This is a genomic window from Variovorax sp. PAMC28562, from assembly GCF_014303735.1.
Classification (GTDB): Bacteria; Pseudomonadota; Gammaproteobacteria; order Burkholderiales; family Burkholderiaceae_C; genus Variovorax.
Genome location: NZ_CP060296.1, coordinates 1,176,067 through 1,202,378 on the forward strand (window position 1 = coordinate 1,176,067; position 26,312 = coordinate 1,202,378).

General features: G+C 63.3%; 23 protein-coding genes. 7 read left to right on the forward strand and 16 right to left on the reverse strand.

From position 1 onward, the window contains the following. Positions 1 to 22: 22 nt before the first annotated feature. From gyrB to H7F36_RS05595, 5 genes are all read left to right on the forward strand, one after another. The gene (gyrB, locus tag H7F36_RS05575; RefSeq protein WP_187053745.1) at positions 23 to 2,656 is read left to right on the forward strand and encodes a DNA topoisomerase (ATP-hydrolyzing) subunit B; all 2,634 of its coding nucleotides are present in this window, start codon (positions 23 to 25) and stop codon (positions 2,654 to 2,656) included. 1,423 nt (positions 2,657 to 4,079) lie between these two features. Then, entirely contained in the window at positions 4,080 to 4,649 is a 570-nt protein-coding gene (locus H7F36_RS05580) for a hypothetical protein (RefSeq protein ID WP_187053746.1), read from the forward strand. Between the two features lie 118 nt (positions 4,650 to 4,767). Continuing rightward, the gene (locus H7F36_RS05585; RefSeq protein WP_187053747.1) at positions 4,768 to 5,751 is read left to right on the forward strand and encodes a magnesium and cobalt transport protein CorA; all 984 of its coding nucleotides are present in this window, start codon (positions 4,768 to 4,770) and stop codon (positions 5,749 to 5,751) included. Positions 5,752 to 5,848: 97 nt separating this feature from the next. Then, positions 5,849 to 6,340, forward strand: coding sequence for a hypothetical protein (locus tag H7F36_RS05590; RefSeq protein WP_187053748.1), 492 nt, complete (start codon positions 5,849 to 5,851; stop codon positions 6,338 to 6,340). Between the two features lie 27 nt (positions 6,341 to 6,367). After that, complete coding sequence (locus H7F36_RS05595) at positions 6,368 to 7,624, forward strand: metallophosphoesterase (protein WP_187053749.1); 1,257 nt, start codon at positions 6,368 to 6,370, stop codon at positions 7,622 to 7,624. On the opposite strand, the gene H7F36_RS05600 is transcribed toward H7F36_RS05595, so the two are convergent. The 6 genes from H7F36_RS05600 to H7F36_RS05625 form a co-directional block, all read right to left on the reverse strand. Further along, positions 7,590 to 8,123: a polyhydroxyalkanoate granule-associated phasin gene (locus tag H7F36_RS05600; protein ID WP_187053750.1), complete on the reverse strand. Its 534-nt coding sequence runs from the start codon at positions 8,121 to 8,123 to the stop codon at positions 7,590 to 7,592. The genes H7F36_RS05595 and H7F36_RS05600 overlap by 35 nt on opposite strands. Before the next feature lie 212 nt (positions 8,124 to 8,335). Next, a complete protein-coding gene (locus tag H7F36_RS05605) occupies positions 8,336 to 9,889 on the reverse strand; it encodes a UdgX family uracil-DNA binding protein (protein ID WP_187053751.1) in 1,554 nt (517 codons plus the stop codon). Positions 9,890 to 9,972: 83 nt separating this feature from the next. Continuing rightward, entirely contained in the window at positions 9,973 to 11,250 is a 1,278-nt protein-coding gene (locus H7F36_RS05610) for a putative DNA modification/repair radical SAM protein (RefSeq protein WP_187053752.1), read from the reverse strand. 59 nt (positions 11,251 to 11,309) lie between these two features. Continuing rightward, complete coding sequence (locus tag H7F36_RS05615) at positions 11,310 to 12,287, reverse strand: YbhN family protein (RefSeq protein WP_187053753.1); 978 nt, start codon at positions 12,285 to 12,287, stop codon at positions 11,310 to 11,312. 35 nt (positions 12,288 to 12,322) lie between these two features. Further along, a complete protein-coding gene (clsB, locus tag H7F36_RS05620) occupies positions 12,323 to 13,579 on the reverse strand; it encodes a cardiolipin synthase ClsB (protein WP_187053754.1) in 1,257 nt (418 codons plus the stop codon). Between the two features lie 17 nt (positions 13,580 to 13,596). Beyond that, entirely contained in the window at positions 13,597 to 14,325 is a 729-nt protein-coding gene (locus H7F36_RS05625; RefSeq protein WP_187053755.1) for an endonuclease/exonuclease/phosphatase family protein, read from the reverse strand. 269 nt (positions 14,326 to 14,594) lie between these two features. Between H7F36_RS05625 and H7F36_RS05630 the strand changes: the two genes are divergently transcribed. After that, positions 14,595 to 15,020: a serine/threonine protein kinase gene (locus H7F36_RS05630; RefSeq protein WP_187053756.1), complete on the forward strand. Its 426-nt coding sequence runs from the start codon at positions 14,595 to 14,597 to the stop codon at positions 15,018 to 15,020. Positions 15,021 to 15,123: 103 nt separating this feature from the next. Here the strand turns inward: H7F36_RS05630 and H7F36_RS05635 are convergent, their stop codons facing one another. Further along, positions 15,124 to 15,711, reverse strand: coding sequence for a Spy/CpxP family protein refolding chaperone (locus tag H7F36_RS05635; protein ID WP_187053757.1), 588 nt, complete (start codon positions 15,709 to 15,711; stop codon positions 15,124 to 15,126). Between the two features lie 145 nt (positions 15,712 to 15,856). Further along, positions 15,857 to 17,203: a carotenoid oxygenase family protein gene (locus H7F36_RS05640; RefSeq protein ID WP_187053758.1), complete on the reverse strand. Its 1,347-nt coding sequence runs from the start codon at positions 17,201 to 17,203 to the stop codon at positions 15,857 to 15,859. A 200-nt stretch (positions 17,204 to 17,403) separates the two neighbouring features. On the opposite strand from H7F36_RS05640, the gene H7F36_RS05645 reads away from it, so the two are divergent. Further along, positions 17,404 to 18,225, forward strand: a complete 822-nt coding sequence (locus H7F36_RS05645; protein WP_187053759.1) for a ferritin-like domain-containing protein — start codon at positions 17,404 to 17,406, stop codon at positions 18,223 to 18,225. Between the two features lie 33 nt (positions 18,226 to 18,258). On the opposite strand, the gene H7F36_RS05650 is transcribed toward H7F36_RS05645, so the two are convergent. From H7F36_RS05650 to xrtQ, 8 genes are all read right to left on the reverse strand, one after another. Further along, the gene (locus tag H7F36_RS05650) at positions 18,259 to 18,993 is read right to left on the reverse strand and encodes an aspartate/glutamate racemase family protein (RefSeq protein WP_187053760.1); all 735 of its coding nucleotides are present in this window, start codon (positions 18,991 to 18,993) and stop codon (positions 18,259 to 18,261) included. Positions 18,994 to 19,030: 37 nt separating this feature from the next. After that, positions 19,031 to 19,921, reverse strand: a complete 891-nt coding sequence (locus H7F36_RS05655) for an ABC transporter permease (protein WP_187053761.1) — start codon at positions 19,919 to 19,921, stop codon at positions 19,031 to 19,033. A 4-nt stretch (positions 19,922 to 19,925) separates the two neighbouring features. Continuing rightward, a complete protein-coding gene (locus H7F36_RS05660; protein WP_187053762.1) occupies positions 19,926 to 20,843 on the reverse strand; it encodes an ABC transporter permease in 918 nt (305 codons plus the stop codon). 45 nt (positions 20,844 to 20,888) lie between these two features. Next, positions 20,889 to 22,172 (reverse strand): PotD/PotF family extracellular solute-binding protein, encoded by a 1,284-nt coding sequence (locus tag H7F36_RS05665; protein WP_187053763.1) that lies wholly within the window; start codon positions 22,170 to 22,172, stop codon positions 20,889 to 20,891. Positions 22,173 to 22,275: 103 nt separating this feature from the next. Beyond that, positions 22,276 to 23,412: an ABC transporter ATP-binding protein gene (locus tag H7F36_RS05670; RefSeq protein WP_187053764.1), complete on the reverse strand. Its 1,137-nt coding sequence runs from the start codon at positions 23,410 to 23,412 to the stop codon at positions 22,276 to 22,278. A gap of 92 nt (positions 23,413 to 23,504) precedes the next feature. Next, complete coding sequence (locus H7F36_RS05675) at positions 23,505 to 24,770, reverse strand: biosynthetic peptidoglycan transglycosylase (RefSeq protein ID WP_187053765.1); 1,266 nt, start codon at positions 24,768 to 24,770, stop codon at positions 23,505 to 23,507. A 31-nt stretch (positions 24,771 to 24,801) separates the two neighbouring features. Further along, entirely contained in the window at positions 24,802 to 25,416 is a 615-nt protein-coding gene (locus H7F36_RS05680; protein ID WP_187053766.1) for a hypothetical protein, read from the reverse strand. After that, entirely contained in the window at positions 25,397 to 26,308 is a 912-nt protein-coding gene (gene xrtQ / locus H7F36_RS05685; protein WP_187053767.1) for an exosortase Q, read from the reverse strand. The genes H7F36_RS05680 and xrtQ overlap by 20 nt, the downstream gene beginning before the upstream one ends. Positions 26,309 to 26,312: the final 4 nt, after the last annotated feature.

The following is a 26,312-nucleotide window of genomic DNA, read 5'->3' on the forward strand; positions in this document are numbered from 1 at the left end:
TGAGCGAGAGGAAAGAGTCCCAATGAGCGAAGAAAACAAGCCGAAAGTTCCGTCGGAAGCCCCGCATACCGAACCGGTCTACACCCCTGAAATCGAAAGTGCGATTCCGGTTGAGATCATTGCGCCCGACACTTCGTATGGCGAAGGCTCCATCACGATCCTCGAGGGCTTGGAGGCGGTGCGTAAGCGCCCCGGCATGTACATCGGGGACACGTCCGACGGCACCGGTTTGCACCATCTGGTGTTCGAGGTGGTCGACAACTCGATCGACGAAGCGCTGGCCGGCCACTGCGACGACATCGTCGTCACCATCCATTCCGACAACTCGATTTCGGTTACCGACAACGGGCGCGGCATCCCGACGGGCATCAAGATGGACGACAAGCACGAGCCCAAGCGCTCGGCCGCCGAAATCGCGCTGACCGAACTGCACGCCGGCGGCAAGTTCAACCAGAACAGCTACAAGGTCTCGGGCGGCCTGCACGGCGTGGGCGTGAGCTGCGTGAACGCGCTCAGCGTGAAGCTGCGCTTGGTGGTTCGTCGTGAAGGCAAGATCCACGAACTGGAGTTCAGTCGTGGCTTTGTGCAGAACCGTTTGCTCGAGATGGTGAACGGCGTTGAGGTGTCACCGATGAAGGTCATCGGCGAGACAGACAAGCGCGGCACCGAAGTTCATTTTTTGCCCGACACGACAATTTTTATCGAGAACTCGGACTTCCATTACGAGATCCTGAGCAAGCGTCTGCGTGAGCTGAGCTTCCTGAACAACGGCGTGCGCATTCGTTTGCTCGACGAACGCACAGGGAAGGAAGACGACTTCTCAGGCGCCGGCGGCGTGCGCGGCTTTGTCGAATTCATCAACAAAGGCAAGACCGTACTGCACCCCAATGTCTTCTACGCTGAAGGCAGGCGTCCGGCCGAAACCTATGGTGGCATCCCGGGCACGGAGATCGGCGTCGAAGTCGCGATGCAGTGGAACAGCGGCTACAACGAGCAAGTCCTCTGCTTCACCAACAACATTCCACAGCGTGACGGCGGCACCCACCTGACCGGCCTTAGAGCCGCGATGACGCGAGTCATCAACAAGTACATCGACGAGAACGATTTCGCCAAGAAGGCCAAGGTCGAAGTCACTGGCGATGACATGCGCGAAGGTCTGTGCTGCGTCATGAGCGTGAAGGTTCCCGAGCCTAAATTTTCCAGCCAAACCAAAGACAAGCTGGTTTCCAGCGAAGTGCGTGCACCGGTTGAAGACATCGTCGGCAAGTTGCTGGCCGACTATCTGCAAGAACGCCCGGCTGATGCCAAGATCATTTGCGGAAAGATTGTCGAAGCGGCCCGGGCACGCGAGGCCGCTCGCAAGGCGCGCGAAATGACGCGCCGCAAGGGCGTGCTCGACGGCATGGGCTTGCCCGGAAAGCTGGCCGACTGCCAGGAAAAAGATCCGGCACTTTGCGAGGTCTACCTGGTGGAGGGTGACTCAGCCGGCGGCTCTGCCAAGCAGGGGCGAGATCGCAAGTTCCAGGCTATTCTTCCACTGCGCGGCAAGATCCTTAACGTTGAAAAGGCACGCTACGAAAAGTTGCTGACCAGCAACGAAATCCTGGTGATGATCACTGCGCTTGGTACGGGTATCGGCCGCGCGGGTGGGAGCAGTGCAGGCGGCGGTGCGGACGACTTCAACGTCGCCAAGCTGCGCTACCACCGCATCATCATCATGACCGACGCCGACGTCGACGGTGCCCACATCCGCACATTGCTGCTCACCTTCTTCTATCGCCAAATGCCCGAGTTGGTCGAACGCGGCCACATCTACATTGCCCAGCCACCGCTCTACAAAGTGAAGGTCGGCAAGGAAGAGCAATACCTGAAAGACGGTCCGGCACTCGACGCTTTCCTGCTAAAAGTCGCATTAAAAGACGCGAGCATCGAAACCGGCGGAGCCAACTCGACCACGCTCTCTGGCGACACGTTGTCTGAGCTGGCACGCAAGCACCAAGTGGCCGAAGCAGTGATCGCACGGCTGCGTAACTTCATGGATGCCGAGGCACTGCGCGCCATTGCAGACGGCGTCGCACTCGACCTCGACAATCCGGGCAGTGCCGAGGCCTCGGCCGTCGCGTTGCAGATCAAGCTGCGAGAACTGAACACCACAGGCGTGCCTGCCGAAGTAGCCAGCGAGTTCGACGTGCGCACCGACAAACCGTTGCTGCGCATCAGCCGCCGGCATCACGGCAATATCAAGAGCAGCGTGATCACGCAAGACTTCGTTCATGGCGCTGACTACGCAGCCCTGGCCTTGGCAGCCAACACCTTCCGCGACCTGCTGAGTTCTGAGGGCGCCGTTGTCAAACGTGGTGAGGGCGAACGTGCAAAGGAAGAAAAAGTTGCCGACTTCCGTATCGCCATGAAATGGCTGATCAGCGAAGCAGAGCGCACTACTTCACGGCAGCGCTACAAGGGCCTGGGCGAAATGAACCCCGAGCAGCTGTGGGAAACCACGATGGACCCGACCGTGCGTCGCCTCTTGCGCGTGCAGATCGACGATGCCATCGAGGCCGATCGCGTGTTCACGATGCTGATGGGCGACGAGGTGGAACCGCGGCGGAATTTCATTGAACAGAATGCGCTGCGGGCCTCGAATATCGATGTTTGATCGCGACTAACGCGCCTTGGTTCAGACAAAGACGCTACCTTCGGGTGGCGTTTTACTTGGTCATTCCGACCGAAGAGGGCGTTCGGTTTGAGAGCCGAGCGAGTTGAACAATCTGGGAATAGGTCTTGTGCAGCTTGCCGAAATGCAGTTGGCAATAAAGGTTGAATGCGGCGATTAATTATTCGCCGGTCCATTCATGGCGCATAGCGGTTTAGGGCATTGAATATGTTGTCCGGCATCATTGCCGACACTGCAGCCGAAACTGTCGACCGCGCGCGTCTTTCCGGTCTCGGGTCAGTTGATCCTGCGTCCATGCGCTCTGCGGCTGGCGCGCCATTGCATCGATCGACTTTATCTGTGCATCGAGCGTTGTGCATTCGTTGGAAGCGTTCTCAACGCTCAGTGCGATACGTTGTTCTTGTCTATGTATCTGGGCCAAGACAGCACTGTTATTTCGTGTCGATGCTTCCCTATCTGCGGCACTCAGCCCATCTGAGAGATTCACATCAGGCTGCACCCAGACGATAGTTGGGCGGCTGCCTTCCGGGCATGGGCCATCGGAGTACGCCGTTGTGCCCAAAGCGGAAATGCACTTGGTGACCCCGTAGCTTTCAGACGTGCGTGGGTTTGGCTTCGCCACAGGTTGAACTGATGCAGATGGGGGTGTTGGTTCTGTGGCGACGGCCGTAGGGGCACTCGATGTCGTGGCGGCAGGGAGTGGAGTTCGCCGCTCGAGCAACCATTCGCCGCCTCTATATGCAAGGAATACGACGGCCGCTGCAAGCGCCAGCCAAAGCATCCAGTGGCTGTCCTGCTTTGGTCGCAGGCTACGTTCCCAAACTGTCATCGCCTCTCGGCGGTCTTTCAAAGGGTCGTGATCGTTTAATGCCATGCGGCGTAGTGTCTTCGCTCAAAACAGGCCCCGCCGCGCGCATTCGAAAAAATTGCCGCACCGCCCCCAAGCCCGACTAACGCGGTGGTTGCATCGCTGACTAGCTGCCGCATTAAAAGCGACCGGCTACGTCCTGCCGTCATGAGCTGCAACAGGCCGGCGGGTGTGGACTTCTTTGATTGCGTCGAGGGTGGATTGGGCGTTCGCCATGGGTGGAGGCTCTGTTTTGGGTGCGATTCGATCGATGTTGGTTCCTATCAAGACGGCTAGCGCACCGCTATAGATGTCGGCGAAATTCGCAGGCGGGAGATGGGCGGGCAAAAGGGGGGTCGATCGAGAGACAGAAGGGGTGACCAATCACCTGAAGCTGCTGCGAAGCGCTCCCGCGTTGGCGATGACGCTACAAAAAACATAGCGCACTGGTGTTAACGCTGTGGCTAGCCCGCTCCTTGCTAAGCAGAATCTCCTGCGGTAACGCTTGGCAATCCCCCAACACCCTCTCTAACCACACCAGCGGCAAGGACTTCGGCAGTGACCACACCTTCCAGGAATTCGCGACCTTCGTTCGATGCATCCAGCGCGCTGGCTTGCTTAGGACTCGCCTTTTTTGCCGCGCTGCCTGCGCATGCGCTATCGAGCAACCCGCCGATCCTCGTCGCGCAACAGGGCGTCGAGTACATGAGCGGTGGGGCGAACAAGGACGAGGCGGCCTTCATGGCCATGGTGTCGCCGCGCTGGGCGGCCACGTTCGAATTCGGCCTCAAGAACACCAGGCTGCCGGCGCCGGTCCGCGTGGTGGTGCACAACGCGTCGAATGGCGATCTGATCATGGACGCGCTGTCGTCAGGCCCCGTCATGCTGGCGCGGCTCGAGCCCGGCGCCTACGACGTCGACGTGACGGTGGGCGGGCTCACGCTTACGCAATCGGTCAGCGTTTCCATCGATGTGCCGGGGCACGCAGTTTTCAACTGGCCTTCGAATTTCGACATGGCAGCCGCGACCAAGGCAGCCGCACCTGTGACGGCGCAGACGTTGCCGACACCCGCGCCGCAAGTGACTGAGGCTTCACGGACTACGGCGATGTTGTCGGTGAGGCATTGACCGTCCTGCGCCGGGGTTCTGCACCGTCGCGGCGCGGGCCGCAAAACCGCGTGGCAGCAGCAGGCAAGCGGCCGCGCACCGACAATCGGGCTCCGACGTTTTCCAATGCGAGCTGCCGATGTTGATCAATTGCGTTGCCTACCAGCACGGCGCCAAGCTAGCCGATATCGATGTAGACAGCATCAGCGACTACATCGCGCGGCCCGACTGTTTCGTGTGGGTCGCACTGAGTGATCCGGAGCCTGAAGAGCTGGCGATGATGCAGTCGGAGTTCGGCCTGCACGAGCTGGCAGTCGAAGACGCGAGCCACGGCCATCAGCGGCCGAAGATCGAGGAGTACGGAGACTCGCTCTTCGTCGTGATGCATCTCGTTGAGCCGATCGCAGCGACCGCTGATAGCGAGGCGACCTTCAACGTCGGCGAGGTGGATGTGTTTGTGGGGCTGAACTACGTGCTGTCGGTGCGCAGCCGAAGCAGGTCGGGGTTTCTGGGCGTCCGCGAGCGTTGCGAACGCGAGCCCGAGCTGCTGCGCAATGGCTCCGGCTTCGTGCTGTACGCACTGATGGATGCGGTGGTCGACCGCTACTTTCCAGTGATCGACGCGCTGGAGGTCGAGCTCGAAGAAGTCGAGCAGCAGATCTTCAGTCAGGGTGAGCCGCGCGCGAGCATCAAGCGGCTCTATGAACTCAAGCAGCGCGCCATGGTGCTCAAGCACGCGGTCGCGCCGTTGCTCGAGGGCGCGGGCAAGTTGCATGGCGGACGCGTGCCGCAGATTTGCGCCGGCTCGCAGGAATACTTTCGCGACGTGGTGGACCACCTGAGTCGCATCAACGGCTCGATCGAGTCGATCCGCGACACCATCAGCACGGCGGTGCACGTCAATCTCTCGATGGTGACGATTTCGGATGGCGAAGTCACGAAGCGGCTGGCGGCCTGGGCCAGCATCTTCGCGGTGTGCACGGCCTTTGCAGGCATTTGGGGCATGAACTTCGAGGCGATGCCGGAGCTCAAGTGGCGCTATGGCTATCTCATGGCGCTTGGCCTGATTACTGCTACCTGCGGCGTGTTGTATTGGCGATTCCGCAAGGCCGGCTGGTTGTAACGCTGACCTGGACGCCCACTGAAGTCAGCCTCACCTAAGCCGCGCGCCGCACAGTGGCAAGTGGTGTGATTCGCGCCAGGAAGACCCAGGGACTTTCATGATGAAACCATTTTTCTCACCCGCTCGTTCCCTGCTCGTCGCGGCCGCTTGCGGTGTCGCGGTGCTGGGCGCGATATCGGCGCACGCAGCCAATCCGCCGATCTTCATGACGCATGGCGTCGAGTACATGAGCGGCGGCATCGGTGCCGACGAGGCCGAGCTGATGCAAGTCGTGTCACCGCGCTGGGCAGCGACCTTCGAGTTCGCGGTCAAGGACCATAAAGGTGCTGATTTAGCGGCCAACGTGCACGTGACCGTGCGCGACAAAAGCGGCACCGCGCTGCTCGACAACGTGGTGTCGGGTGGCCCGTACTTTGTCGCGCGACTCGAGCCCGGCGAATACGAGGTCGAAGCCCAGCTCGGCGGCCAGAGCCTCAAGCAGCCGCTGCAAGTCATGGCTGGCGCGCCCGCCAAGGCGACGTTCCTGTTCCCTGCGGGCGCCGGCGTGGCCTCTTCTGTGACAGCTGCGGCGCCGACAGCAAAGCCGTAGTGATAACCACCCGTGCCCGCGCCTTGAATGTGCGGCACGCGCCTTGCAGCTGTCTGTCCCCGGGCCGTGCCCGCTCCGACTGACCCGATGCCTTTCCGTTCCATGAGTGTTTTGACAGCGCTGTTGCATGTGCTGATCGCCTTGCGTCTTGTGCCCGCGCTCGCATCGTCGAGGCCATTGTGGCCGCTCGCTGCGCTCGCGATCGTCGCGCTGCTCGTTTCAGCCGCCACCATCCCGCTGCCTTTTCTGTCGCGCGGCATCGCCAAAAAGACTTCCGCCGTCGACGTGCTGAAGTGGATAGGGCTCATCAGCATGGGCTGGTTCTCTTCGCTGTTCGTGCTCACGATCCTTAGAGACGTCGGCATGTTGCTGACCTGGGCTGTCGGCGCGGCCAGTGGCATGGTGATCGACTGGCCGGCGTTGCGGCAATGGAGCGCTGTGGCAGTCCTGGGCGTGGCGACGGCGATCTCTCTGATCGGCTTCGTCAATGCGCGCCGCACGGCAGGCATCAAGCGCGTCGACGTGCCGATCACCGGGTTGCCGGCGGCACTGGATGGCTTCACGATCGCGCAGCTGAGCGACATCCACGTCGGCCCGACCATCAAGGGCGGCTACATCCGACGCATCGTCGAGGCGGTGAACGGGCTCGACGCCGACGTGGTCGCCATCACCGGTGACCTGGTCGACGGTACGGTCCCGGAGCTGCGTGACCACATCGCGCCGCTCGCCGGCTTGCGTGCGCGGCACGGCACCTTCGTGGTCACAGGCAACCACGAGTACTACGCTGGCGCGCACGCCTGGATCGTCGAGCTGCGCCGGCTCGGCCTTACGGTGCTGCTCAACGAGCATGTGGTGTTGCAGGGCCGACCGCCGCGAGGCGCACAAACCGACGAGGAGGTGAATGCCGATGCATTGGTGCTGGCGGGGGTCACCGACTTCACTGCTGGGCACTTCGACGCGGCACATGCCAGCGACCCACGCGCTTCATTGGTCGGCGCGCCGCTTGGGACGACGACCCGCGTGTTGTTGGCGCATCAGCCGCGCAGTGCCGCGGCGGCGGCCGATGCGGGCTTTCACCTGCAGTTGTCAGGTCACACGCACGGCGGCCAGTTTTTTCCGTGGAACCTCTTTGTGCCCCTGCAGCAACCCTTTACGGCGGGGTTGCACAAGCTGAGTGACATGTGGGTCTATGTGAGCCGCGGCACCGGCTATTGGGGTCCGCCCAAGCGCTTTGGCGCGCCGTCTGAAATTACGCTGCTGCGATTGGTGCCCGAGCGGCTTTGACCACCACGGGCGCCAGGCGCTTCGCGTTCGACGTCGCCTTGGCGTGAATCGGGTGCAGCCCGCGCTGTGCCGCCAGGGCGGAGGCGCTCGACAGCTGGCTCACCGTGGCGGCGGAACGCGTGGCGGCATCGATAAAAGCGGAATGGTGCGCCATCGCCTGGGCTGGCGTGGTGCTGCTTGCCAGCGCGAAGAGTGCGGTGACGCTGCCGATCCAGTGCTTGACGACGCTGTTCATGAGCATGAATTGCTTGTTGCCCAACTCGTCCGCCATGGCGGCGGTCGACTCGTTGGCAGCCTCGAACTTCTCCTTGCCCATCAATTGAAATTCGGCCATGTCGGCGGCGCTGGGCGCAAGCCCGGCGGAGGCCATGCGTTGCGTGCGGATCTGAATGACCGAGCCGGAGGACATCAGCATCTCCCCAGTCTTGAGCACGACGTCGGTCCACACCATCAGCGGGTTGACGAAGCGTGGCGAAGCAGAAGTAGAACGAGAGGACATGGGAAGTGTGACAGCGTTGATTTCGATTGATAACTATAGTCTCGGCGGACACCTTTTGCTGCGGTGCAGCATTCAACAAAGCTGCGATTGGTGAAAGCGTCCTACTTTGCATTTGGAAACGTTCTCGTTGCGGGTGAAGCACTTCTCCAACGCCGCATCCAGGAGCCGAATCCGGACGAAACCTTCTACAAGGTTCGGTACGCGTACCGTTTCTAGACGGCGTGCTTGAGCCAATCCGTGGCAAGCGCCAAATCGTCCAACCACGCCTTGTAGGCCTGCTCGTGCTCGGCAGGGTCGCCGCGAAGCAATGCGGAAGGATGCAACGTCACCAGCACCTTGCGTCCGCGCGGACAGTCATGCCACTGGCCGCGCTCGCGCGTGACGGCGACGGGCCGGCCCAGTAATGCCTTGGCCGCTGTGGCACCGAGCGCAATCAAGGCACGCGGCTGAACCTGTTCGATCTCGCTTTCGAGCCAATGCAGACAGGCGGCAGCCTCGCGTTGAGTCGGCGTTTTGTGAATGCGCCGCTTGCCGCGAAGCTCGAACTTGAAGTGCTTGACCGCGTTGGTCACATAGAGCTGCTCGCGCGGCCAACCGAGCTGCGCGATGGCTTGATCGAACAAGCGCCCGGCAGGCCCGACGAACGGGCGACCACGCAGATCCTCTTGGTCGCCGGGCTGCTCTCCGACCACCATCAATGCAGCGTGGACCGGGCCTTCACCGAACACCGATTGCGTCGCGTGTTCACCGATGGGGCATTCACGGCACCGGTCGGTCGCCTTCTTGAGGGCGGTCAGCGCCTGCGCGGGGTGGGTAGCAGCAGTCGGCTCCGTGAAGGCGCCGCGACCAACGTCTTCTGGCCCCGCAATGCCCTCGTGCGGTGCATTCGATACCCTCGGCGCCACCTCACTTGCCAGGGGCACGATGCGCCGCGCAGGCTGCGTGGGCGCGGCTTCGACCATGCGCCCGCTACGTGCCATTGCGTCGGCCGCCAAGCCGCTGATGAGTTCGGCCTCCGGCAGGTTGTGCCAGTACTTGACCGGCATCTCCTTTTTCATCATCGCCATCTTGAGGCGCGCTGGATTGAAGATGTTGGCGTAGTAGGTGAGCCACAGGGCTTCGCCCGCGTCGGGCGCGGGTGCATCACGACGCTCGCCGCCAGGGCCGAAGTGCAGGCGCTCGCCATCCCAGTGCACTGAACGCTCCGGCGTCAGGATGGCCCACTCCATCTGCGTAAAACGTCGCATGAAGAAAGGCGCCACGGCTTCGACGATGTGGTGATCGGGCTCGAACCACGCGACGTGCAACGGCGGCTTCCCCTCTCCGCGTTCAACGGTGCGAAAGCGCACGAAGGCTTTCATCTTGTGCATGTCGCGCCGCACCGATTGAGCCATGTGCTGCGCCTTGACACGGCCTGCATCGAGCGGGTCGTGACGCAGCGCTGGCTCATGAACAAGTCTCCAGAGCAGGCTGTACAGCAGGCCGAAGCGAGCAGGGTCGTTGTGCAGGATGACTGTTTCGCACAGCGTGACGAAAGACGACGGCACCACCAGGTTGATCGGACCATGCGCATGCGCTGCGACAAGTGGACTGGTCGGCGACACGTCGGAATCCGAGAACAAATCTGCGGCGCCGCTTGCAGGCGTGTGCCATGCGACTTCTGCAGGAGAGATCAGTTTCGCAAGCAGCGCGCGGGCTTCGTTGCGAAAGCCCGGCCAGTCCGTTTCGCCTGCGAGTGTGATGTTCGTGACCGTGGGACCTGCCATGAGCCAAGGCTATGACGCAGCGGTCGCGGTCGATGTAGGGATTGAGCGCGCGCCATGGGCAGCGGTCACGCAACCACAGGCTCTCATGCGTCGAACAGCGAACCTTGCACGTGCGCGGGGCGCAACTGCGCCGCAAGCCGGTGACTGGTGAGAGTGGGGTCGGGCCGATGATCGGCCGTCACGACGAAAGGCATCACTTTCTTGAGCGGCACATGCAGTCGCGAAAGATCGTCGCTGCGCAATTGCCGCACGCGCCGCGCGATGAGCAGCCGGTCGACCGCCTTCACGCCCAGGCCCGGCACGCGCAACAGCATGGCGCGCGGCGCCACATTGAGGTCCACCGGAAAGCGCTCGACATGCGCCAGCGCCCACGCCAGCTTGGGATCGACATCGAGCGCCAGCATGCCGCCTTGTGCTTTGGGCACGATCTCTTCGTGCGAAAACCCATAGAACCGCATCAACCAGTCGGCCTGATAGAGCCGGTGCTCACGCACCATCGGCGGCGACTTCAACGGCAGAGAAAACGAGGCATCCGGAATAGGGCTGAACGCCGAGTAGTACACCCGGCGCAAGCTGTAGGCGCCGTAGAGATTGGCGCTGGTCGACAGGATGGCGACGTCGTCGGCGGCGTCGGCACCGACGATCATTTGCGTGCTCTGGCCCGCGGGCGCGAAGCGGGGCGGCTTGGCGCGGCGGGGTGTGGCGTTTGGCATCGAGACGATCGAGGTGACACTGCTGTCGCGTGCCGCACCTTTGGCGTCGTCGATGTGGACGGCCAGCCGCGCCATCGATCTGCGGATCGCCGTGCCGTCTTTCTCCGGTGCCAGCAATGCCAGGCCCTGCAGCGTCGGCAGTTCGATGTTGATGCTGAGCCGATCGGCATAACGGCCCGCTCTTTGCAGCAGCTCTGGCGACGCGTCGGGAATGGTCTTCAGATGAATGTAGCCGCGAAAGTCGTGGTCTTCGCGCAGCACGCGCGCGACCTCGACGACCTGCTCCATCGTGTAGTCGGGGCTCTGGATGATGCCGCTGGAAAGGAACAGGCCTTCGATGCAATTGCGGCGATAGAAGTCGAGCGTCAAGGTCACCACTTCGTTTACCGAAAAGCGCGCGCGCTGCACGTTGCTCGTCACGCGATTGACGCAGTACAAACAGTCGTACGTGCAGAAGTTGGTGAGCAGAATCTTGAGCAGCGAGATGCATCGGCCGTCAGGTGCATAGCTGTGGCAAATGCCGGAACCTTCGGTCGAGCCGATGCCTTTGCCGCCGACCGAATTGCGCTTGCTGGTGCCGCTCGATGAACACGAGGCGTCGTACTTGGCGGCGTCGGCCAGCACAGCGAGTTTCTGTTGAATATCCACTGGATGAATCTACAGTGGTTATCGAATTCAATCCATACCGTTCGTCTCGTCCGCCTGCCTCAAGCGGCTTGTTTTGACGCGGCCAGCTTCTTCGCGTTGAGTTCCATCAGCAGATACAGCGCCCCGGCGATCGCAAGCGGCGCCCAGTAGTACATCGCCCGATAACAAAGCACTGCCGCGATCAATACGCTGTTGCCGAGCGGTGGCGAGAGCACGGCAATGAAGACCGCCTCGAGCACGCCGAGCCCGGCCGGTACACGCGACAGCAAGCCTGCCACGGCACCGATCAGCAACACGCCGAGCGCCATCGGAAAGCTCACCTTGCCGAGCAGCAGCACATACATGGTGGCGCCCATCACCGCCCAGTTGGCGCACGACATTGCCAGCTGCACCAGCGCGACGGGCAGCGCGGGCAATGCGATCTCGTGGTCGCGGATCGTCCACTCACGGCGTTTTGAAAACGCGCACAGCAGCAGGTACGCGAGCGCAATCAGCATCAGCACACCGCCGACCGCTCTCAACGCGGCCATCCCCAGATGCCATGTGTCCGGCAACTTGAGCGGCCAGAACAGAAAGGCCGTGCCCGCGAGCAGAAAGTAGCCGAGCCAGTTGGTCAGCATGCTGCTGCCGACGATGCGGGCGATGGTCGTCGGCTCGAGCCCTAGCCGCGAATACAAGCGAACGCGCATCCCCAGTGCACCGACCAGAGTTCCGAGGTTCAGGTTGAACGCATAACTTACGAAAGCGATGGCCATCACCGTTGCCGCCGGCAACTTGTGGCCGGTGTAGTGCCGGCCGACGAGATCGAAGGTGCTGTAGATCAGGTGACTCGACGCGGCCAGCGCGGCACCCAGCAGCAGCACGTGCAGCGGGTAGGCGCGCAGGGTCGTCATTACTTCCGACCAGTCGATGGACCGGGCCTGGACGACCAGCAGCGTGATGACGAAGGCCAGGAAGCCCAGCACCACGATGCGCTTGGCCCAAGGCCACCATGGCTTGCTCGTGATGTTGACGATCCATGATCGACGCGGAGGCATTGGCTGCGACCTGGTGGACCGGGCCGCGGCCGGGGTCATGCGGCTGTGTCCGTCTGCGTAGCGCCCGCCGTTGCGCTGCCGCTGCCTTGCGCACCGGACTCGACCCGTTGCAGGCGCGGCGCATGGCGCGGCAGCCAGCGAATCCACGCGGGATACCAGCGCAGCAGGTGAAAGATGAAGAAGCTGCGCACCAGCCGCCATCCGCTCCACTCGGTAAGTTCCGATGTCTTGATCTGCTTGCAGCTCAGTGCGATCAGCGTGTCGAGTCGGTCGGCCAACACGCCGTTGAACTCACGGTCACGCACGATCACGTTGGCTTCCAGGTTGAGCGACAGGCTCAGAGGATCGAGGTTGCTCGAGCCGACCGTGCTCCAGCGATCGTCCATCACGGCGACCTTGCCATGCAGCGGTCGCTCGCAGTATTCGTAGACCCGCACCCCGGCATTCAGCAGGTGGTGATACAGCATGCTGGCGGCGGTCTTGACGATTGGCATATCGGGCTCGCCCTGCAGGATGAGCTTTACATCGACACCGCGCCGAGCGGCGCGCCGCATCTCCTGGATCAGGAGGTAGCCGGGAAAGAAGTACGCGTTGGCAATCACGACACGCTGCCTGGCCGCGCGAATCGCGGTGCGGTAGTGGCGCTCGATGTCGTTGGTATGACGCCGGTTGTCCCGGCTGACGAAGAGCACATCGGCCGTACCTGATGGTTGCGCAATGGTGACGTCCACATGTTCTTTCGCGGCCCGAAGCCGCCGCCTGAACCAGCCCGCACCTTTGCCACCCACCGCGATGGCGTGCAGCACGAAGCGATGGATTTCCACGACGATCGGACCCGTCAGCTCGACCACATAGTCCTGCTTGGACTTGGGCCCGTGCGCGATCAGGTGATCGACCGCATAGTTGATGCCGCCGACGAAGGCGCGCGCCCTGTCGATGACGACGAGCTTTCTGTGCATGCGACGAAAGATGTTGAGTCGGTGCCCGAAGTACCGCTTGCCCGGATCGAAGACACGCACCCTGACGCCGACCGAGGTCAGCGACGCCATGTACTCCGGCGACAGATCGGGTGAGCCGAAGCCGTCGATCATCAGGTCGACCTTGACGCCTCGGCTGGCGGCCGACACCAGCGCGTCACGCAGCCCCAGGCCGACTTCATCTTCAAACAGGATGAAGGTCTCGATGATCACTTCTCGCTCGGCCTTGGCAATGAGCTCGAAGACGCGCGGAAAAAACTCCTCGCCGTTTTCCAGCAACGCGATAGTGTTGCCGGCGATCCAATGCGCGCTCATGGTTTGACCCCGATCGTTTACAGCGAGATGTCTGCGACCAGCGGCGCATGGTCGGACAAATGCGACCAGGGCTTGCGCGGCAACACGATGGGCGAATGCACGCCGGCATTGCGCACATAGATACGGTCCAGTTGCAACACGGGAAAGCGTGCCGGAAACGTGCGCGCGGCGCTGCCATTGGCCTGCACGAAGACTTCGTGCAGCGCAGCGCCTTGTTCGAGGATTTCGTGCGCGCGGCCGCGCCAGTCGTTGAAGTCACCGGCAACGATCAGCGCCGCATCGGATGGCACTTCGTCTCGCACGATATGGCACAGCAGTTCGAGTTGCTTCTGACGATGTGCCTCGGCCAGACCCAGATGCGCACAGATGACATGCACATCGACCGGGCGACCCGGAAGGCGCAGCACGCAATGCAACAGGCCGCGTTTTTCCGGCCCGGTGATGGATACATCGTGGTTCTTGAAGTGCACGATCGGGAATTTGGAAAGCACCGCGTTGCCGTGATGTCCCTTGGGATACACCGCATTGCGGCCATAGGCAAATTGCGGCCACATGGTGTCCGCAAGGAATTCGTAGTGCGGTGCCTCGGGCCAGTTGTCGACTTTGCGCGAGTGCCGCGAATGCGTGCCCAGCACCTCCTGCAAAAACACGACGTCCGCGCCGACAGTCCGGACGGCATCGCGCAGCTCCGGCAGGATGAATTTGCGGTTGAGCGCAGTGAACCCTTTGTGGGTGTTCACTGTCATGACCTTGAGGGAAGTGGGTGCGGCTGTCACAGATCTCAGTTGTAACGGTCACGCGCTCGATGGGCTGTAGGAACGCGCCACCTTCGCCCTCATTCCTTTCCGACCCTGACAAAGCTTGGCGAAACCTTTCGTGCTCGCCCTCCTCGCTCCTACAACTCTGGCTGCTGCGCCCCGACACGGTGCGCGCCAACAGGGGCTACGGTGGAGCCAGAGCTTTTCGAGCGGAAGGGCTCATCCATCCATTCTGAAATTCAGTAAAGGACATCGCCATGAAAAACCAACGTCTGTTATCCGTACTCACCGCCACCTTGTTGGGCGTCGGCAGCATCAGCGCAATGGCCCAGGACAAGCCTGCAGCACCGAATCCGTCCAAGGGCGGCGAAGGCAGCACGATCTCGCTCAAGAACGGTACGACCAACCCGCCTCAGCGACCTGACGGCACCGAACCGGTGTCGCGCGAAGCTGTGAAGGCAGAGACGCGCGCTGCTAACCGCGCGAAGACCATTCCAACCGGAGAAGCGAGCACGATGGGCTCGATGACCAAGCAGCCCAACGAAACGATGCAGGCGACCGGTGACATGTCCCGCAAGGAAGTCAGCATGGCGGGGCGCAAGACCAAGCCGGTGCGTGGTGACAAGGTCGAACGTCCAGACGTTCCCACCAATCCAGCCGCAGGTGGCGGTACGCCGAAGTAATTCAGTGCTCGCCTGAGGCAAAACAAAAGCCCGTAGCGCGATGAGCGCCACGGGCTTTTTATTGACGTCGAGGCTGAGCTTTTATGCACTCAGCGTCGATGGCTCATCCCTTGACAGGAGGCGGCGCGCGATGGGCATCCGGGCCGCCCTGACCGTGGTGACCGCGGTGACCGTCATGGCCCATGTGCGCAGTTTCCGCATCGAAGGTTTTTTGCTGTTCGGGATTCAGGCCCGCGTAGAAGGTCTTCGTTGCTTCCGCCCGCTTCGCGAACATGGCGGTGCGTTCGCTCTGACGGGCTTGCATGCGCTCGAGACGCTGCGGCGTTGTCAGCTTGGCAAACTCAGCGCGGTCGGTCCGCTGTGGTGGTGGGCCTGCAGGGGGCTGCGTCGATGCGGTGAAGTTGGTCCAGGCAGCTTCTTGCGTCGGGCTGAGCTTGAGCTTTTCTTTCAATGCCGCCATGCGTTTGGCCCGGTGCTCCTGCATGCGGGCAAATCGCTTGGCAGGATCTCCGTGGTCCATGCGGCGATGCTCGGCCGCTGGGTCGGCTTTGCCGACGGGAGCCTGAGCAGTGGGCGCAGTGGGCGCAGTCGTCGGCGCCGATGGCGCCGGTTGCGCGAAGGCTCCTGCAGTGACGAGCGTAGCGGTGGCCAGCATGCTGGCCCAGAGAACACGTTGGCGGAGTTTGATCATGACGTTGCTTCCTTTTGAAGCCTGCCACCGAAGGGCGGCAGGTGAGGGTAAGTGTGGAAGCCGCCCGTGTCGATTCCGTGAGCGCAGCGTGAGCTTGCGTAAAGTTCAATGAACTGTTCAGTGACTCATTTGGGCCGCGGCCGCCTCAATCGGACGTCAGGCGGGTCGGTCGTTCCAGAAACCAGTTGCCGTGAAAGCCTACCGGCACGCGATGCGGCAAGGAGGCGATGCACACCGGGCCCTTGGCGACGTCTCGCGCATCGAAGATGACGAGGTCGCTCGTGTCGCTGCGGCCGCGCCACACGGTGGCCAGGAGCCAGCCATCGCCTTCGTCGGCTTCGTCGGCGCGGGGCACGAAGATGGCTTCGGAAACCATGTCGGGCGCATCGAAGGTGAACATGTCGCGGGCGCCTGTCGCGTGATCGACATGGACGACGCTCGCGTACATGCGTACCTCGCCATCGTCTAGCGCGACGTGTCCGGCGAACCACCCGTGGCGATACGCGAACCCGGCGTAGCGCTCGTCCATTCGCGGGAATTCGCCGCGGGTTTCTTCCAGCACCGTTTGCGTGAACTCGTGGGCCGGGTTGTCGAGGTCGAAGGTCCAACGGGTGAGGCGTGAGGGCGTGCGGCTGTCGCCGGCGGGCGAGCCGTCCGGGTACGGAAAAAGCGGCGGCAGGTCGAACTGCATGACGTCGACGAACACGCTGTTGCCGGCTTCCCACGCGTTCATCACATGGAACACGTAGCAGGCCGGACCCGACCACCAGACCAGGTCTTTGGTGCTGCCGTTGCGCGGCATCATGCCGACGCGCGTGCCTTGCGCAGGTTCCCACGCGAAGGGTGGCCGGCCCGATTGGGCGCGCTCGAGGCTGGCGGTGAGCGGCATGATCGGGAACATCACGTGCTCGGCACTGACCGCGAAGTCGTGGACCATGCTCGCGTAGGGCGCCTCGAATTGTTCCCGACGCGTAACGCGCCCTTCGCGCGAGACGGCGCCGAAGCTCATGCCGCTGGAGAGCGACTCGGGCGTGCCGTAGCCGAAGAAGAGCAGCTCGCCGGTGCGCGGATCGGTCTTGGGATGGGCGGTGACGCGGTGCTGCAGGCCGCCGTCGAAGTCCGTTGGGCCCAGCGTGTCGAGGGTGGCCAGATCGATCACGACCGGCAGGTGTGCTTCTTCGAGCGCGAGCACTCGGCCTGCGTGGCCGATGACATTGGTGTTGGCGACGCCGTCCGACGGGCCCGTTTTGACCCAGCGGTTCCGGTAGTGCACTGCGCCGTCGGCGATGTGAAAGGCGTGGAGCATGCCGTCGCCCGAGAACCAATGGGCCTTGGCGTCCGGCACGCGCGGGTTCGGACCGTTGCGGACCAGCGTGCCGCGCAGACTTTCAGGCAATGTCCCGTGCAAGGGCAACGGGCCGACTTCGGTCTCGAAATCGATCGGCGCCAGGTTCGATGGCGCCGCGGTGTGGCGCGGGGTCGCTTCGTTCATGAGAAGGCTCCTGTTCTTTGCGGAAATCGCGGCGCTGGGCTTTCCGCGCCTGCGCGATGCCATCGTATCGACAGCCTGCTTTTTAGGGGCATGCCGTCCTAATTCATTCATAAGTTGAATTGGTCACGCGCCTACAGGGTGGATCGGGCAACGGGCGAAGAATGAAGCAAGGGTCGAATCAACAACGTCAGGGAACGCACATGCCAGCGCACGAAGCCGCCCTATGGGAAGCGGAGGATCTTGATTTCCGGCGCATCGTGCTCGGCGACGTTCACGAGGACGAGAACCTTTTTTATTTGATCAGTTGTGCCTCTTTCATCGAGAGTGGCTCCGATCTCTACACGCACAACCTGATCGACTTCTTCCGTGGCGATACCGAGGTGGCCGACTGGCTTCGCGATCGCTGGGAGCCGGAAGAGCTGAAGCACGGGCGTGCCTTGCGAGCCTATGTCCAGCACGTCTGGCCTGAGTTCGCGTGGCAGCCGGCCTTCGACGCGTTCCTCCATGAATACGCCACCTACTGCAAGGTCGAACTGCTGGCGCCGACCCGGGCGCTGGAGCTGGCGGCGCGCTGCGTCGTCGAGACCGGCACGGCGACTTACTACAGCGCACTCGCCCACAGCACGAACGAGCCGTTGTTGCACGAGCTGGCTGAGCGCATCGCTGCCGACGAGGTCAGTCACTACAAGAACTTCTATCGCTTCTTCAAGCGGTATCGCGCGCAGGAAGCGCCGGGTCGGGCACGCGTGTTGGCGACGGTCGGCCGGCGCACGCTGGAGCTGAAGAGCGAAGACGCGGACTGCGCGATCAGGCACGTGGCCAGGTCGCACGCGCCGGAGCGGGCCGGTGACTCCGCTTACCTTCAGCAGATCAGCGCGCGCATGAATGCGACCATCCGCCGCAATTTGCGACCGGGCACCACGCTCAAGATGTTGATGCGCCCGCTGGCGTTGCCGCCGACCTTGCAGGCCATCGTTCAGTGGCCGGTCGAGCAGTTCATGCAGCGCGTGTTCTTGCGCTAGCGCCGCGGCATCGGCCTCGGCCTCGCCCGCGCATCAAGGCAGGGCTTCGAGTTCCCACGATACGTTTTGCCACACGACGCCGAAACCGGCTGGCGAGACATTGCGTGCCCCTGGATTCCGCAGCGCTTCGAGTGCCCATTGGGCACCGGCAGTGACGCTGTCGACCAGCGGTACCGGCACTTGCGCTGCGATGTCGGCGGCCATGCCTGCGAGGCCCGCGCCGCCGAGGATCACAGCCTGTGCCTTGAACCGATCGGCCGCCTGGCAGCAGGCCTCGGCCAGCAGCTTGCGAGCGCCGACCGGATCGGCGGCGAGCTGCGCGCCGGTGGGCGCTACCGTGTGGATGCCAGCCAGCGTCTGGCCGTGGCCGAGCGCATTGGCCAGGCGCGAGAGCATCGGCCGCCAGCGGTCGCCGCCGGTCACGATGGCGAAGCGCCCGTGCCACGCGGCGGCCGTGAAAGACGCCTCGGCCAGGCCGCTCACCGGCACACCGGCGCCATCGCGCAACGCAAAAAGTCCGGGATCGCCGAAGCACCCGATCAGTACCGCGTCCGGCTTGAGTCTTTGCGCTTGCGCCACCGCCCAGCTGTCGAGCACTGCGTGGTTCGCGACCGCGTAGCTGGCTTCGTCCGAGATGTAGGGTGCGCCGAAACGCGCCGTCAACGTATGCACCGACAAGGCCGGGCCGGCGGCGGCTTGCACGTGGTGCTGCAGCAGCGCGGTGACGGACGCCGAGGTGTTCGGATTGATGACGAGCAGGCTGGGCATCGCGGCGTTGTTCCCGGGTCGCTCGGTGTCGTTCGGGTCAGCGGGACCGCGCGGCACGCCGACGCAGCAGCGCGGCCGAGCCGAGCGCGATCGCCATCACGCCGAACGACACGATGGTGGTCACGGTACCGAGCGCATAGATCGACGGCGTCGTCACCGTCGAGGTCAGTCCCTGCAGTTCGAGTGGCAGGGTATTGACGTCGCCGATGGCCTGCGAGGTGCGTGCGATCTCGTCCCAGCTGAGCGTGAAGCCGAACATGCCGATGCCGACGATCGAAGGGCCGATGAGCGGCAACACGACGAACCTGAAGGCTTGCCACGGCGTGGCGCCGAGGTCGCGCGCGGCTTCTTCGTAAGCCGGGTTGAAGCGGTTGAACACCGCGAACATGATGAGCAGGCCGAAGGGCAACGTCCACGTCAGGTGCGCGCCGAGCGCCGAAGTAAAGAGGCCGAGGGCTGTGCCATAACCCTCGAGCATGTCGGTAGCGCCGAGTGCCGTCAGTGCTTCCTTGATGCCGGTGTCTATGAGGCGGAACTGCAGTCCGATGCCGAGCGAAATAATGATCGACGGCATGATCAAACTTGCCACCGTGATGAAGAAGAGGGCGTTGCTGCCAGTGAGCTTCTTGCGGAATGCGAGACCTGCCAAAACCGACAGGACGACGGTGAAGGCCATGACGACGGCGCCGAGAGCGAGCGAGCGCCTGAACGCTGCGCCGATGTCTACCGTGCCGAGGCCTTCCGCGAGTTTGTAGAACCAGTGCAGGGAGACACCGCGCAGCGGGAACGTGAGGCCGCCTTCGGGGCCCTGGAAGCTGAGCACGAAGATCGTGATCATCGGGCCGTATAAAAAGACAACGAAAAGCGCGAAGACGATGGCCAGCGGCCAGAAGCCCGGGGAGCGTTGTTCGCCTATGCGGTTGCTCATGGCGTCAAAGCTCCTTCCGGATGTCGACGAGCCGGGTCAGCCCCCAGATGATCATGAGCACGACTGCCAGCAGGATCATCGCGTTGGCTGCGGCGAGCGGGAACTGCAGGTACGAGGTCTGTACCTGGATGATCTTGCCGATGGAGGCGATCTGCTGGCCGCCCATCACGCCGATGGTGACGAAGTCGCCCATCACGATGGTGATGACGAAGATCGAGCCGATGAGGATGCCGGTGCGCGACAGCGGAACGATGACGTTCCACAGCGTCTGCCAGCCGGACGCTCCGGCGTCGCTGGCTGCTTCGAGCAGACTGCGGTCGATGCGCATCATCGAATTGAAAATCGGCACGATCATGAACATCGTGTAGAGGTGCACGAAAGCGAGCACCACCGAGAAATCGGAGAACAGAAGCCACTCGATCGGGTCGTGGACCACGCCCAGGCTCATCAGTCCCTGGTTGACCAGGCCGTTGCGACCCAGCAGCGGAACCCACGAGATCATGCGGATGACATTGGAGGTCCAGAAAGGCACCGTGCACAGCACGAACAGCACCGTCTGCATGGTCGACGAGCGCACATGGAACGCGAGAAAGTACGCGACCGAAAAACCGATGAGCAACGTGATGCCCCAGACCAGCAGACAGAACTTGAGCGTGCTGATGTAGGTGCTGAGCGTGACGCAGTAATCACCGTTGTCGGTGAGGTGCGTGCAGCCTTCGAAGATGCTGATGTAGTTGCGAATCGAGATCGCAGGAATGAGCTCGTATTCGTTGAAGTTCCACAAGCTGACCATCGCGATCAGCGCCAGTGGAATCAAGAAGAAGAGCAGGAATACCAGCGCGAACGGCGCCGCCTGCCACCACGCCTTCACGGTGTGGCTGGGCAGGGATGCGGCGTGACCGGACGTTGCTGGTGCGCTCATGAATCAACGTTGGAAGAGGAGTGTTCCCGAGGCGAGCAACAGTGTTCAGGCTGCTACGAACTCGTTCCACTTCTTGACCATGTACTCGTTCTCGTCCATCACCGCGTTCCAGCAGGCGATGCCGCCCATGCGTTCTTCATAACTGCCGCCGTCGCGGATTGCGCCGGTCTTGGCCAGCACATCGCCGTTCGGGCTCTTGATGTCTTGCGAAGCGGGTTTGCCTTCCATCCAGTAGGCCCACTCGTAGCCTTCCATCTTGGCCTTGGCGGTGTCGAGCACGGCGCTGTAGTAGCCCTGGCGATTGAGGTACGCGCCGGCCCAGCCGTCGAGGAACCAGTTGATGAACTCGTAGGCGCCGTCGAGCTTCTTGCCGCTGAGGGTGGCCGGCAGACCGAAGCCGGCAGCCCAGGCGCGATAGCCTTCTTTCAGCGGTTGGAAGTTACAGGCGATGCCCTTGGTGCGCACGGCCGTGACGGCCGGCGACCACATCGACTGGATCACCACTTCGCCCGAGGCCATCAGGTTGACCGACTCGTTGAAGTCTTTCCAAAGTGCGCGGAACTGGCCGGCCTTCTTGGCTTCGATCAGCGTCTTGATCGTCAGGTCGATCTCGGCCTTGGTCATGTTGCCCTTGTCGGCGTACTTGTGGATGCCCTTGGCTTCCACCACCATGGCCGCGTCCATGATGCCGATCGACGGGATGTTCAGGATGGCTGCCTTGCCCTTGAACTCCGGGTTCAGCAGCTCGGCCCACGAGGTGATGGGGCGCTTGATGAGGTCCGGGCGAATCCCCAGCGTGTCGGCGTTGTAGACCGTGGGGATGAGCGACATGAACTGCGTCGGCATGGCCGAGAATTTCTTCGACTTTTCGCTTTCGAGGTAGATCACCTTCTTGGGTGCGGTGCCCTGGTCGCCGACCTTCTTGCCGGCCACTTCGCCCTTGGTGAAGAGCGCGGTGATCTTGTCGGCGTTCTTGATCTTCTTGACGTCGATGCCCTTCAGGTTGCCGGTCGGCACGATCTTCTTGAGCGAGAAGAATTCGGTGTCGATCAGGTCGAAGCTGTTGGGCGCGGTCACGGCGCGCTTGGTGACATCGTCGGTGGTCACGGCCACATACTGGATCTCGATGCCGGTGTCGGCCTTGAACTTCTCGCCGATGGCCTTGTCCTGGTTGACCGCCGTGCCGAGGTAGCGCAAGACGATTTTTTCCTGTGCGTGCACGAAGGGCGCGACGCCCGCAGCAAGGATGCCGGCCATGCCCGCGCCGCCTTGCAGCAGGACGCGGCGCTTGACGCCATTGGCAGAAGAGTTGTCGATAGGGTCGGACATGAGGAGGCCTCCAGGTTTGTGGTTTGAGAGAACGGGATCGCGGGAATCGGGAGCGGTATCGGAAGAGTCGAGGACGCGTGGTCGAAGCGTTGCCGACGTGCCGTCAGGCGGGAATGGCCGTCAGCACTGCAGTCGCATCGCGGACGGCCGGCACCGCGTTGGAAGACGGTGGCGCCCTGCGTTCACCGCGCTCCGAAGGCCGCTTGACGCCGGGGCCGAGCACGCGCGCATCGGCTTCGTGCCACGACAGCGTGACCTGCTCGCCCTGCACGTACGGCCGGGCCAGAAACGGCGCTTCGCCCAGCAACACCGACACGGTCTTGCGGCCCGGTGCGCCTTGCAGCAACTCGAGGCCGAGCAGCACATAGGTGCCCTGGTATTCGACGTCGGTGATCTGCGCGGCCACGGCGTTCGCGCCTTGGATGGGCTCGTTGGCCGGTGTGATCAGCATGTGGTCGTTGCGCACCGCGATCGGCCCGTTCGACGTGTCGATCACGTTGTGGCCTCCCATGAAGCGGGCGACGAATTCGCTGGCCGGATGGTTGTACACATCGTGCGGCGAGCCGACCTGTTCGATGAGCCCGTGGTTCATGACGACCATGGTGTCGGCCAGTGCCATCGCTTCTTCCTGGGAATGCGTGACGTGGATGAAGGTCAGGCCCAGTTCCTTTTGCCATCGGCGCAACTCGGCGCGCATCTGGATGCGCAGGAACGGGTCGAGTGCCGAGAGTGGCTCGTCGAGCAGCAGCACGCGCGGTTCGGTGATGAGGGCGCGCGCCAGCGCCACGCGCTGTTGCTGGCCACCGGAGAGTTCGGCCGGCTTGCGTTCGGCCAGGTGTCCCATGGCCACGCGTTCCAGCAGGTCACGCGCCTGCTTGTGGCGCTCGACCTTGCGGACGCCTTTCATCTTCAGGCTGAAGGCGACGTTGTCGAGCGCGGAGAGATGCGGAAAGAGCGCGAAGCTCTGGAACATCATGGCCGTGCCGCGGGCTGCGGCGGGCAAGTCGGTGATGTTGCGGTTGTCCAGCAGGATGTCGCCGCTCGACACCGACTCGTGGCCGGCGATCATGCGCAAGGTCGTGCTCTTGCCGCAGCCCGAAGGGCCGAGCAGACAGCAGTAGCTTCCGCTGGCGATGCGCAGGTCGATCTGGTCGACGGCCGCAGGCGTGCCAACAGCGTATTGCTTGGTCAGCGAGACGATTTCGACAGCCGCGGGCGGCAGGGCAGTGACAGCATCCATTTGATGCGGTTGTGCAAGACATGTGCCAGTTGTGCGAACGCTCTTGCGCACTTTAGTGGTGCGATGTCTGGAAGACCCGATCGGCACCCAAATCAGGGCGGTGCGAACTTGGCCGCGGCAACGTTTTTGAGCAGCGCATCGCGCTGAAAACGGGTCACGCCACGCACTCCTTCGGCGACCCACTTGGCGCGGGCGGCGTCGATGCTGCCATCGCGTTGCCATTTCTCGACGGCGACCTGCGGGTTGTTCAGCATGGCGGCCATCCAGACGGCCTGCGCCGGTTCGAGCTTGGCAGCGCTGCGCTTGAAGTAGCGCTTGGCGGCCGAGTCGGCACCGCACAGGTCGGTGCCCCAGGGTGCGTTGTCGAGGTACAGCTGGAGGATGCGCGCCTTGCCGAGGGTCTGCTCCATCTCGACGGCGTAGAGCAGCTCGCGCAGCTTGCGTTCTGCCGTGCGGTCGGCGCCGGTGACGAGCAGTCGGGCCAGCTGTTGGGTCAGGGTGCTCCCGCCGCGCTCCACGTGGCCGCTCTTCTGGTTGCTGTCGATGGAGGCGGTGAGTTCGGTCAGGTCGTAGCCTGTGTGGGTGAAGAAGCGCTGATCTTCGGCGGCGATGACGGCGCGTGCCAGCCAGCTGTCGTTGCTCAGTTTGGCGGGCGCGCCGCAACTGGTGCGGGCGCCGAGCATCGCTTCGGTGCCGAGCCCTTCGACGGTGAACTGCGCGATGCGCGGCTGCAGCGCGAAGGTGCCGGCGGGCAGGGTGAACTGGCCGCGCATCGCCACGCTGCCGCCAATGCGGGCACGTTGCAGCTCGGGCAACGCCGGCGCAAGCACCGCGTACCAGAGTGCGATGGGCGCATCGGGCAGGTCGACGTTGATGGGCAGTGACTTGGGTGTGAGGCGGCCATCCCAGTTACCGCGCAAAAGAGTGGCACCGGTGGCCCCGACATTGGCTGCAGGTGTTGCCTCGAGCGTGCCGGCCAGCGCGTTGCCATCGCGACGCACGGTGGCGGTCAGGCGGTCCAGCCGGATCGGTGCAGAGCCCAGTGCCGGCAGCAACGCACTGCACGGCGCACACCGCAGTTCGAGTGCGCCGACGCTGTCGTTCCAGGCGAAATGCACGGTGCCGAAACGCGTGTCGAGCGAGCGGCCGTCGAGCCACGGCGCGAACCACGGCGAAGTGGCCACGCGGATGGCCGAGGGCACGCTGACATCGAAATCGACCGGCCCGAACTTGATGCGCGTCTGCCACTCACCGGCCGCCGGTGCCAGAGTAAAGCGCGCGATCAACGCTGCCGCCACACAGGTGGTGATCACCAGGGCCAGCAGCCCGAACAGCACGAAACGCAGCGTCTTCTTCACGGTTTTTCCGCCCTCTCTTTATTCGATGACCTTACATCGGTCTTGTGACGCGGGCGACGGTCACGGCCTCCCACGGCCCGGTTGAGCGACCGCTGGCCGCCGCCCAGTACCAGGCTGAAGTGTCGGTGAAAGAAGTGCCCTTCGCATCGACGATGCGCTCGCAGACACGCAGGGTTTGTCCCTGTTGGCTTAGGTGGCTCGATGCAATGCGCGTGGCACCTCGCTGGGCGTTGAAGCAGCGCCACAGCCGTTCTTGCGCATCACGTTCCAGCCGCGCCTGCACGATGCGATAGCCCAGCGCACGGTAGCAATCGGCGGCGGGATGCAGCATGCGCGTCGGCGCCTCGACCTGCCGCAGCACGAACATCTGCTCGCCGTCGGTCATGCGCGCGATGGCGCCCGGAAAGCGGTCGGCGAAGCGGTGCTCGACCTCGCTCGAAGCCAGCGGGCGCAGCGGCACGCCGCCCCATTCGCGCGGCCATTCGTGGAAGGCTGCTACGGGCTTTTGGGCGTCGGGTGGGGCACGAAGGCCGGAGGCAGTGCTCCACACGAGACACAGCAGCATGGCCGCGCCGAACAGGCTCTTGTGCACTGCGCGGTGGATGAAGCGATTGGCGAACCAACGGTCAAAGAGGGGCATCGACATGGCGGCCTCCTGGGAATGAAATCAAGCCGGGGATGGCTTTGGTCGTCCGCCTCGCCATGGCCCAGGCGATGCCGCCGCAGACCAGCGCAAGCAGCAGCAAGCCGAACGCGTCGTGCGCCCAGGGCGCCAGCGCGTGTCCCGCACCTTCGAACGCGACCAGCACCGCATTGCGCACGATGTTGCCGATGAGCACCAGCAGTCCGGCCACGGGCAACCGCGCCGCGAACTGCCGGTCGGTGCGTCGCACCCACAGCCCGACTACGCAAGCGGTGAAGTAGCCGAGCCAGACCATCTGCACGCCAGAGCACGGCGCGTCGACGATGACCATGCGGCCATCGACCAGCAGCGTGCTGCCTTCACGCATCACCTCGAAGCCCGGCATCAGCAGCCATCGGCTGGCTTCGGCCGTGACCACGCGCAACGGGTAGCCCGCATAGAACTGCAGCGACGAAAGCAGTGGCAATGCCAGCACCGCCAGCCCTGCCACCGGCAACGCGGCGATGCGCTTCGGCAAAAAGGCGATGAGGCCGCAGGCCAGTGCCAGCACGGCCAGCAGACCGGCCGCGAGCGGCGGCAGAGCAGCCACGACGCCGAGGCCGGTGCGGGCCACGACGGCAACCAACGTACCGCCCGTTGCCAGCGCCAGCCACCCGAGCCGCGGCGCCGCGCGCAGCTCGTTTCGAAAATGCCAGACCAGCACGGCCAGCGAAGCGAGGGCCAGCGCGCCGAGCGGATCGTCCGAGCCGTCGCGCATGCGGATGACCATCCAGCACCAGGTCGGCGTGAGCGCAGCGAACTGCAGTGCGAGCCAGCCGGCGGCCGGCAGTCGATCGACTTGGATGCTCCAGTCCACGAAACGGGGATGGTGCTGTGCGAGGTGAGCGAGTGTCATGGTG

Bases quoted from the DNA above. Each gene is read 5' to 3' on its own strand.
- H7F36_RS05655 (WP_187053761.1), bottom strand. From the start codon at position 19,921: ATGAGCAACCGCATAGGCGAACAACGCTCCCCGGGCTTCTGGCCGCTG.
- H7F36_RS05590 (WP_187053748.1), top strand. From the start codon at position 5,849: ATGATGAAACCATTTTTCTCACCCGCTCGTTCCCTGCTCGTCGCGGCC.
- H7F36_RS05630 (WP_187053756.1), top strand. From the start codon at position 14,595: ATGAAAAACCAACGTCTGTTATCCGTACTCACCGCCACCTTGTTGGGC.
- H7F36_RS05595 (WP_187053749.1), top strand. From the start codon at position 6,368: ATGTGCGGCACGCGCCTTGCAGCTGTCTGTCCCCGGGCCGTGCCCGCT.
- gyrB (WP_187053745.1), top strand. From the start codon at position 23: ATGAGCGAAGAAAACAAGCCGAAAGTTCCGTCGGAAGCCCCGCATACC.
- H7F36_RS05615 (WP_187053753.1), bottom strand. From the start codon at position 12,287: ATGCCTCCGCGTCGATCATGGATCGTCAACATCACGAGCAAGCCATGG.
- H7F36_RS05585 (WP_187053747.1), top strand. From the start codon at position 4,768: ATGTTGATCAATTGCGTTGCCTACCAGCACGGCGCCAAGCTAGCCGAT.
- H7F36_RS05645 (WP_187053759.1), top strand. From the start codon at position 17,404: ATGCCAGCGCACGAAGCCGCCCTATGGGAAGCGGAGGATCTTGATTTC.
- xrtQ (WP_187053767.1), bottom strand. From the start codon at position 26,308: ATGACACTCGCTCACCTCGCACAGCACCATCCCCGTTTCGTGGACTGG.
- H7F36_RS05635 (WP_187053757.1), bottom strand. From the start codon at position 15,711: ATGATCAAACTCCGCCAACGTGTTCTCTGGGCCAGCATGCTGGCCACC.
- H7F36_RS05680 (WP_187053766.1), bottom strand. From the start codon at position 25,416: ATGTCGATGCCCCTCTTTGACCGTTGGTTCGCCAATCGCTTCATCCAC.
- H7F36_RS05665 (WP_187053763.1), bottom strand. From the start codon at position 22,172: ATGTCCGACCCTATCGACAACTCTTCTGCCAATGGCGTCAAGCGCCGC.
- H7F36_RS05660 (WP_187053762.1), bottom strand. From the start codon at position 20,843: ATGAGCGCACCAGCAACGTCCGGTCACGCCGCATCCCTGCCCAGCCAC.
- H7F36_RS05625 (WP_187053755.1), bottom strand. From the start codon at position 14,325: ATGACAGTGAACACCCACAAAGGGTTCACTGCGCTCAACCGCAAATTC.
- clsB (WP_187053754.1), bottom strand. From the start codon at position 13,579: ATGAGCGCGCATTGGATCGCCGGCAACACTATCGCGTTGCTGGAAAAC.
- H7F36_RS05670 (WP_187053764.1), bottom strand. From the start codon at position 23,412: ATGGATGCTGTCACTGCCCTGCCGCCCGCGGCTGTCGAAATCGTCTCG.
- H7F36_RS05600 (WP_187053750.1), bottom strand. From the start codon at position 8,123: ATGTCCTCTCGTTCTACTTCTGCTTCGCCACGCTTCGTCAACCCGCTG.
- H7F36_RS05650 (WP_187053760.1), bottom strand. From the start codon at position 18,993: ATGCCCAGCCTGCTCGTCATCAATCCGAACACCTCGGCGTCCGTCACC.
- H7F36_RS05640 (WP_187053758.1), bottom strand. From the start codon at position 17,203: ATGAACGAAGCGACCCCGCGCCACACCGCGGCGCCATCGAACCTGGCG.
- H7F36_RS05605 (WP_187053751.1), bottom strand. From the start codon at position 9,889: ATGGCAGGTCCCACGGTCACGAACATCACACTCGCAGGCGAAACGGAC.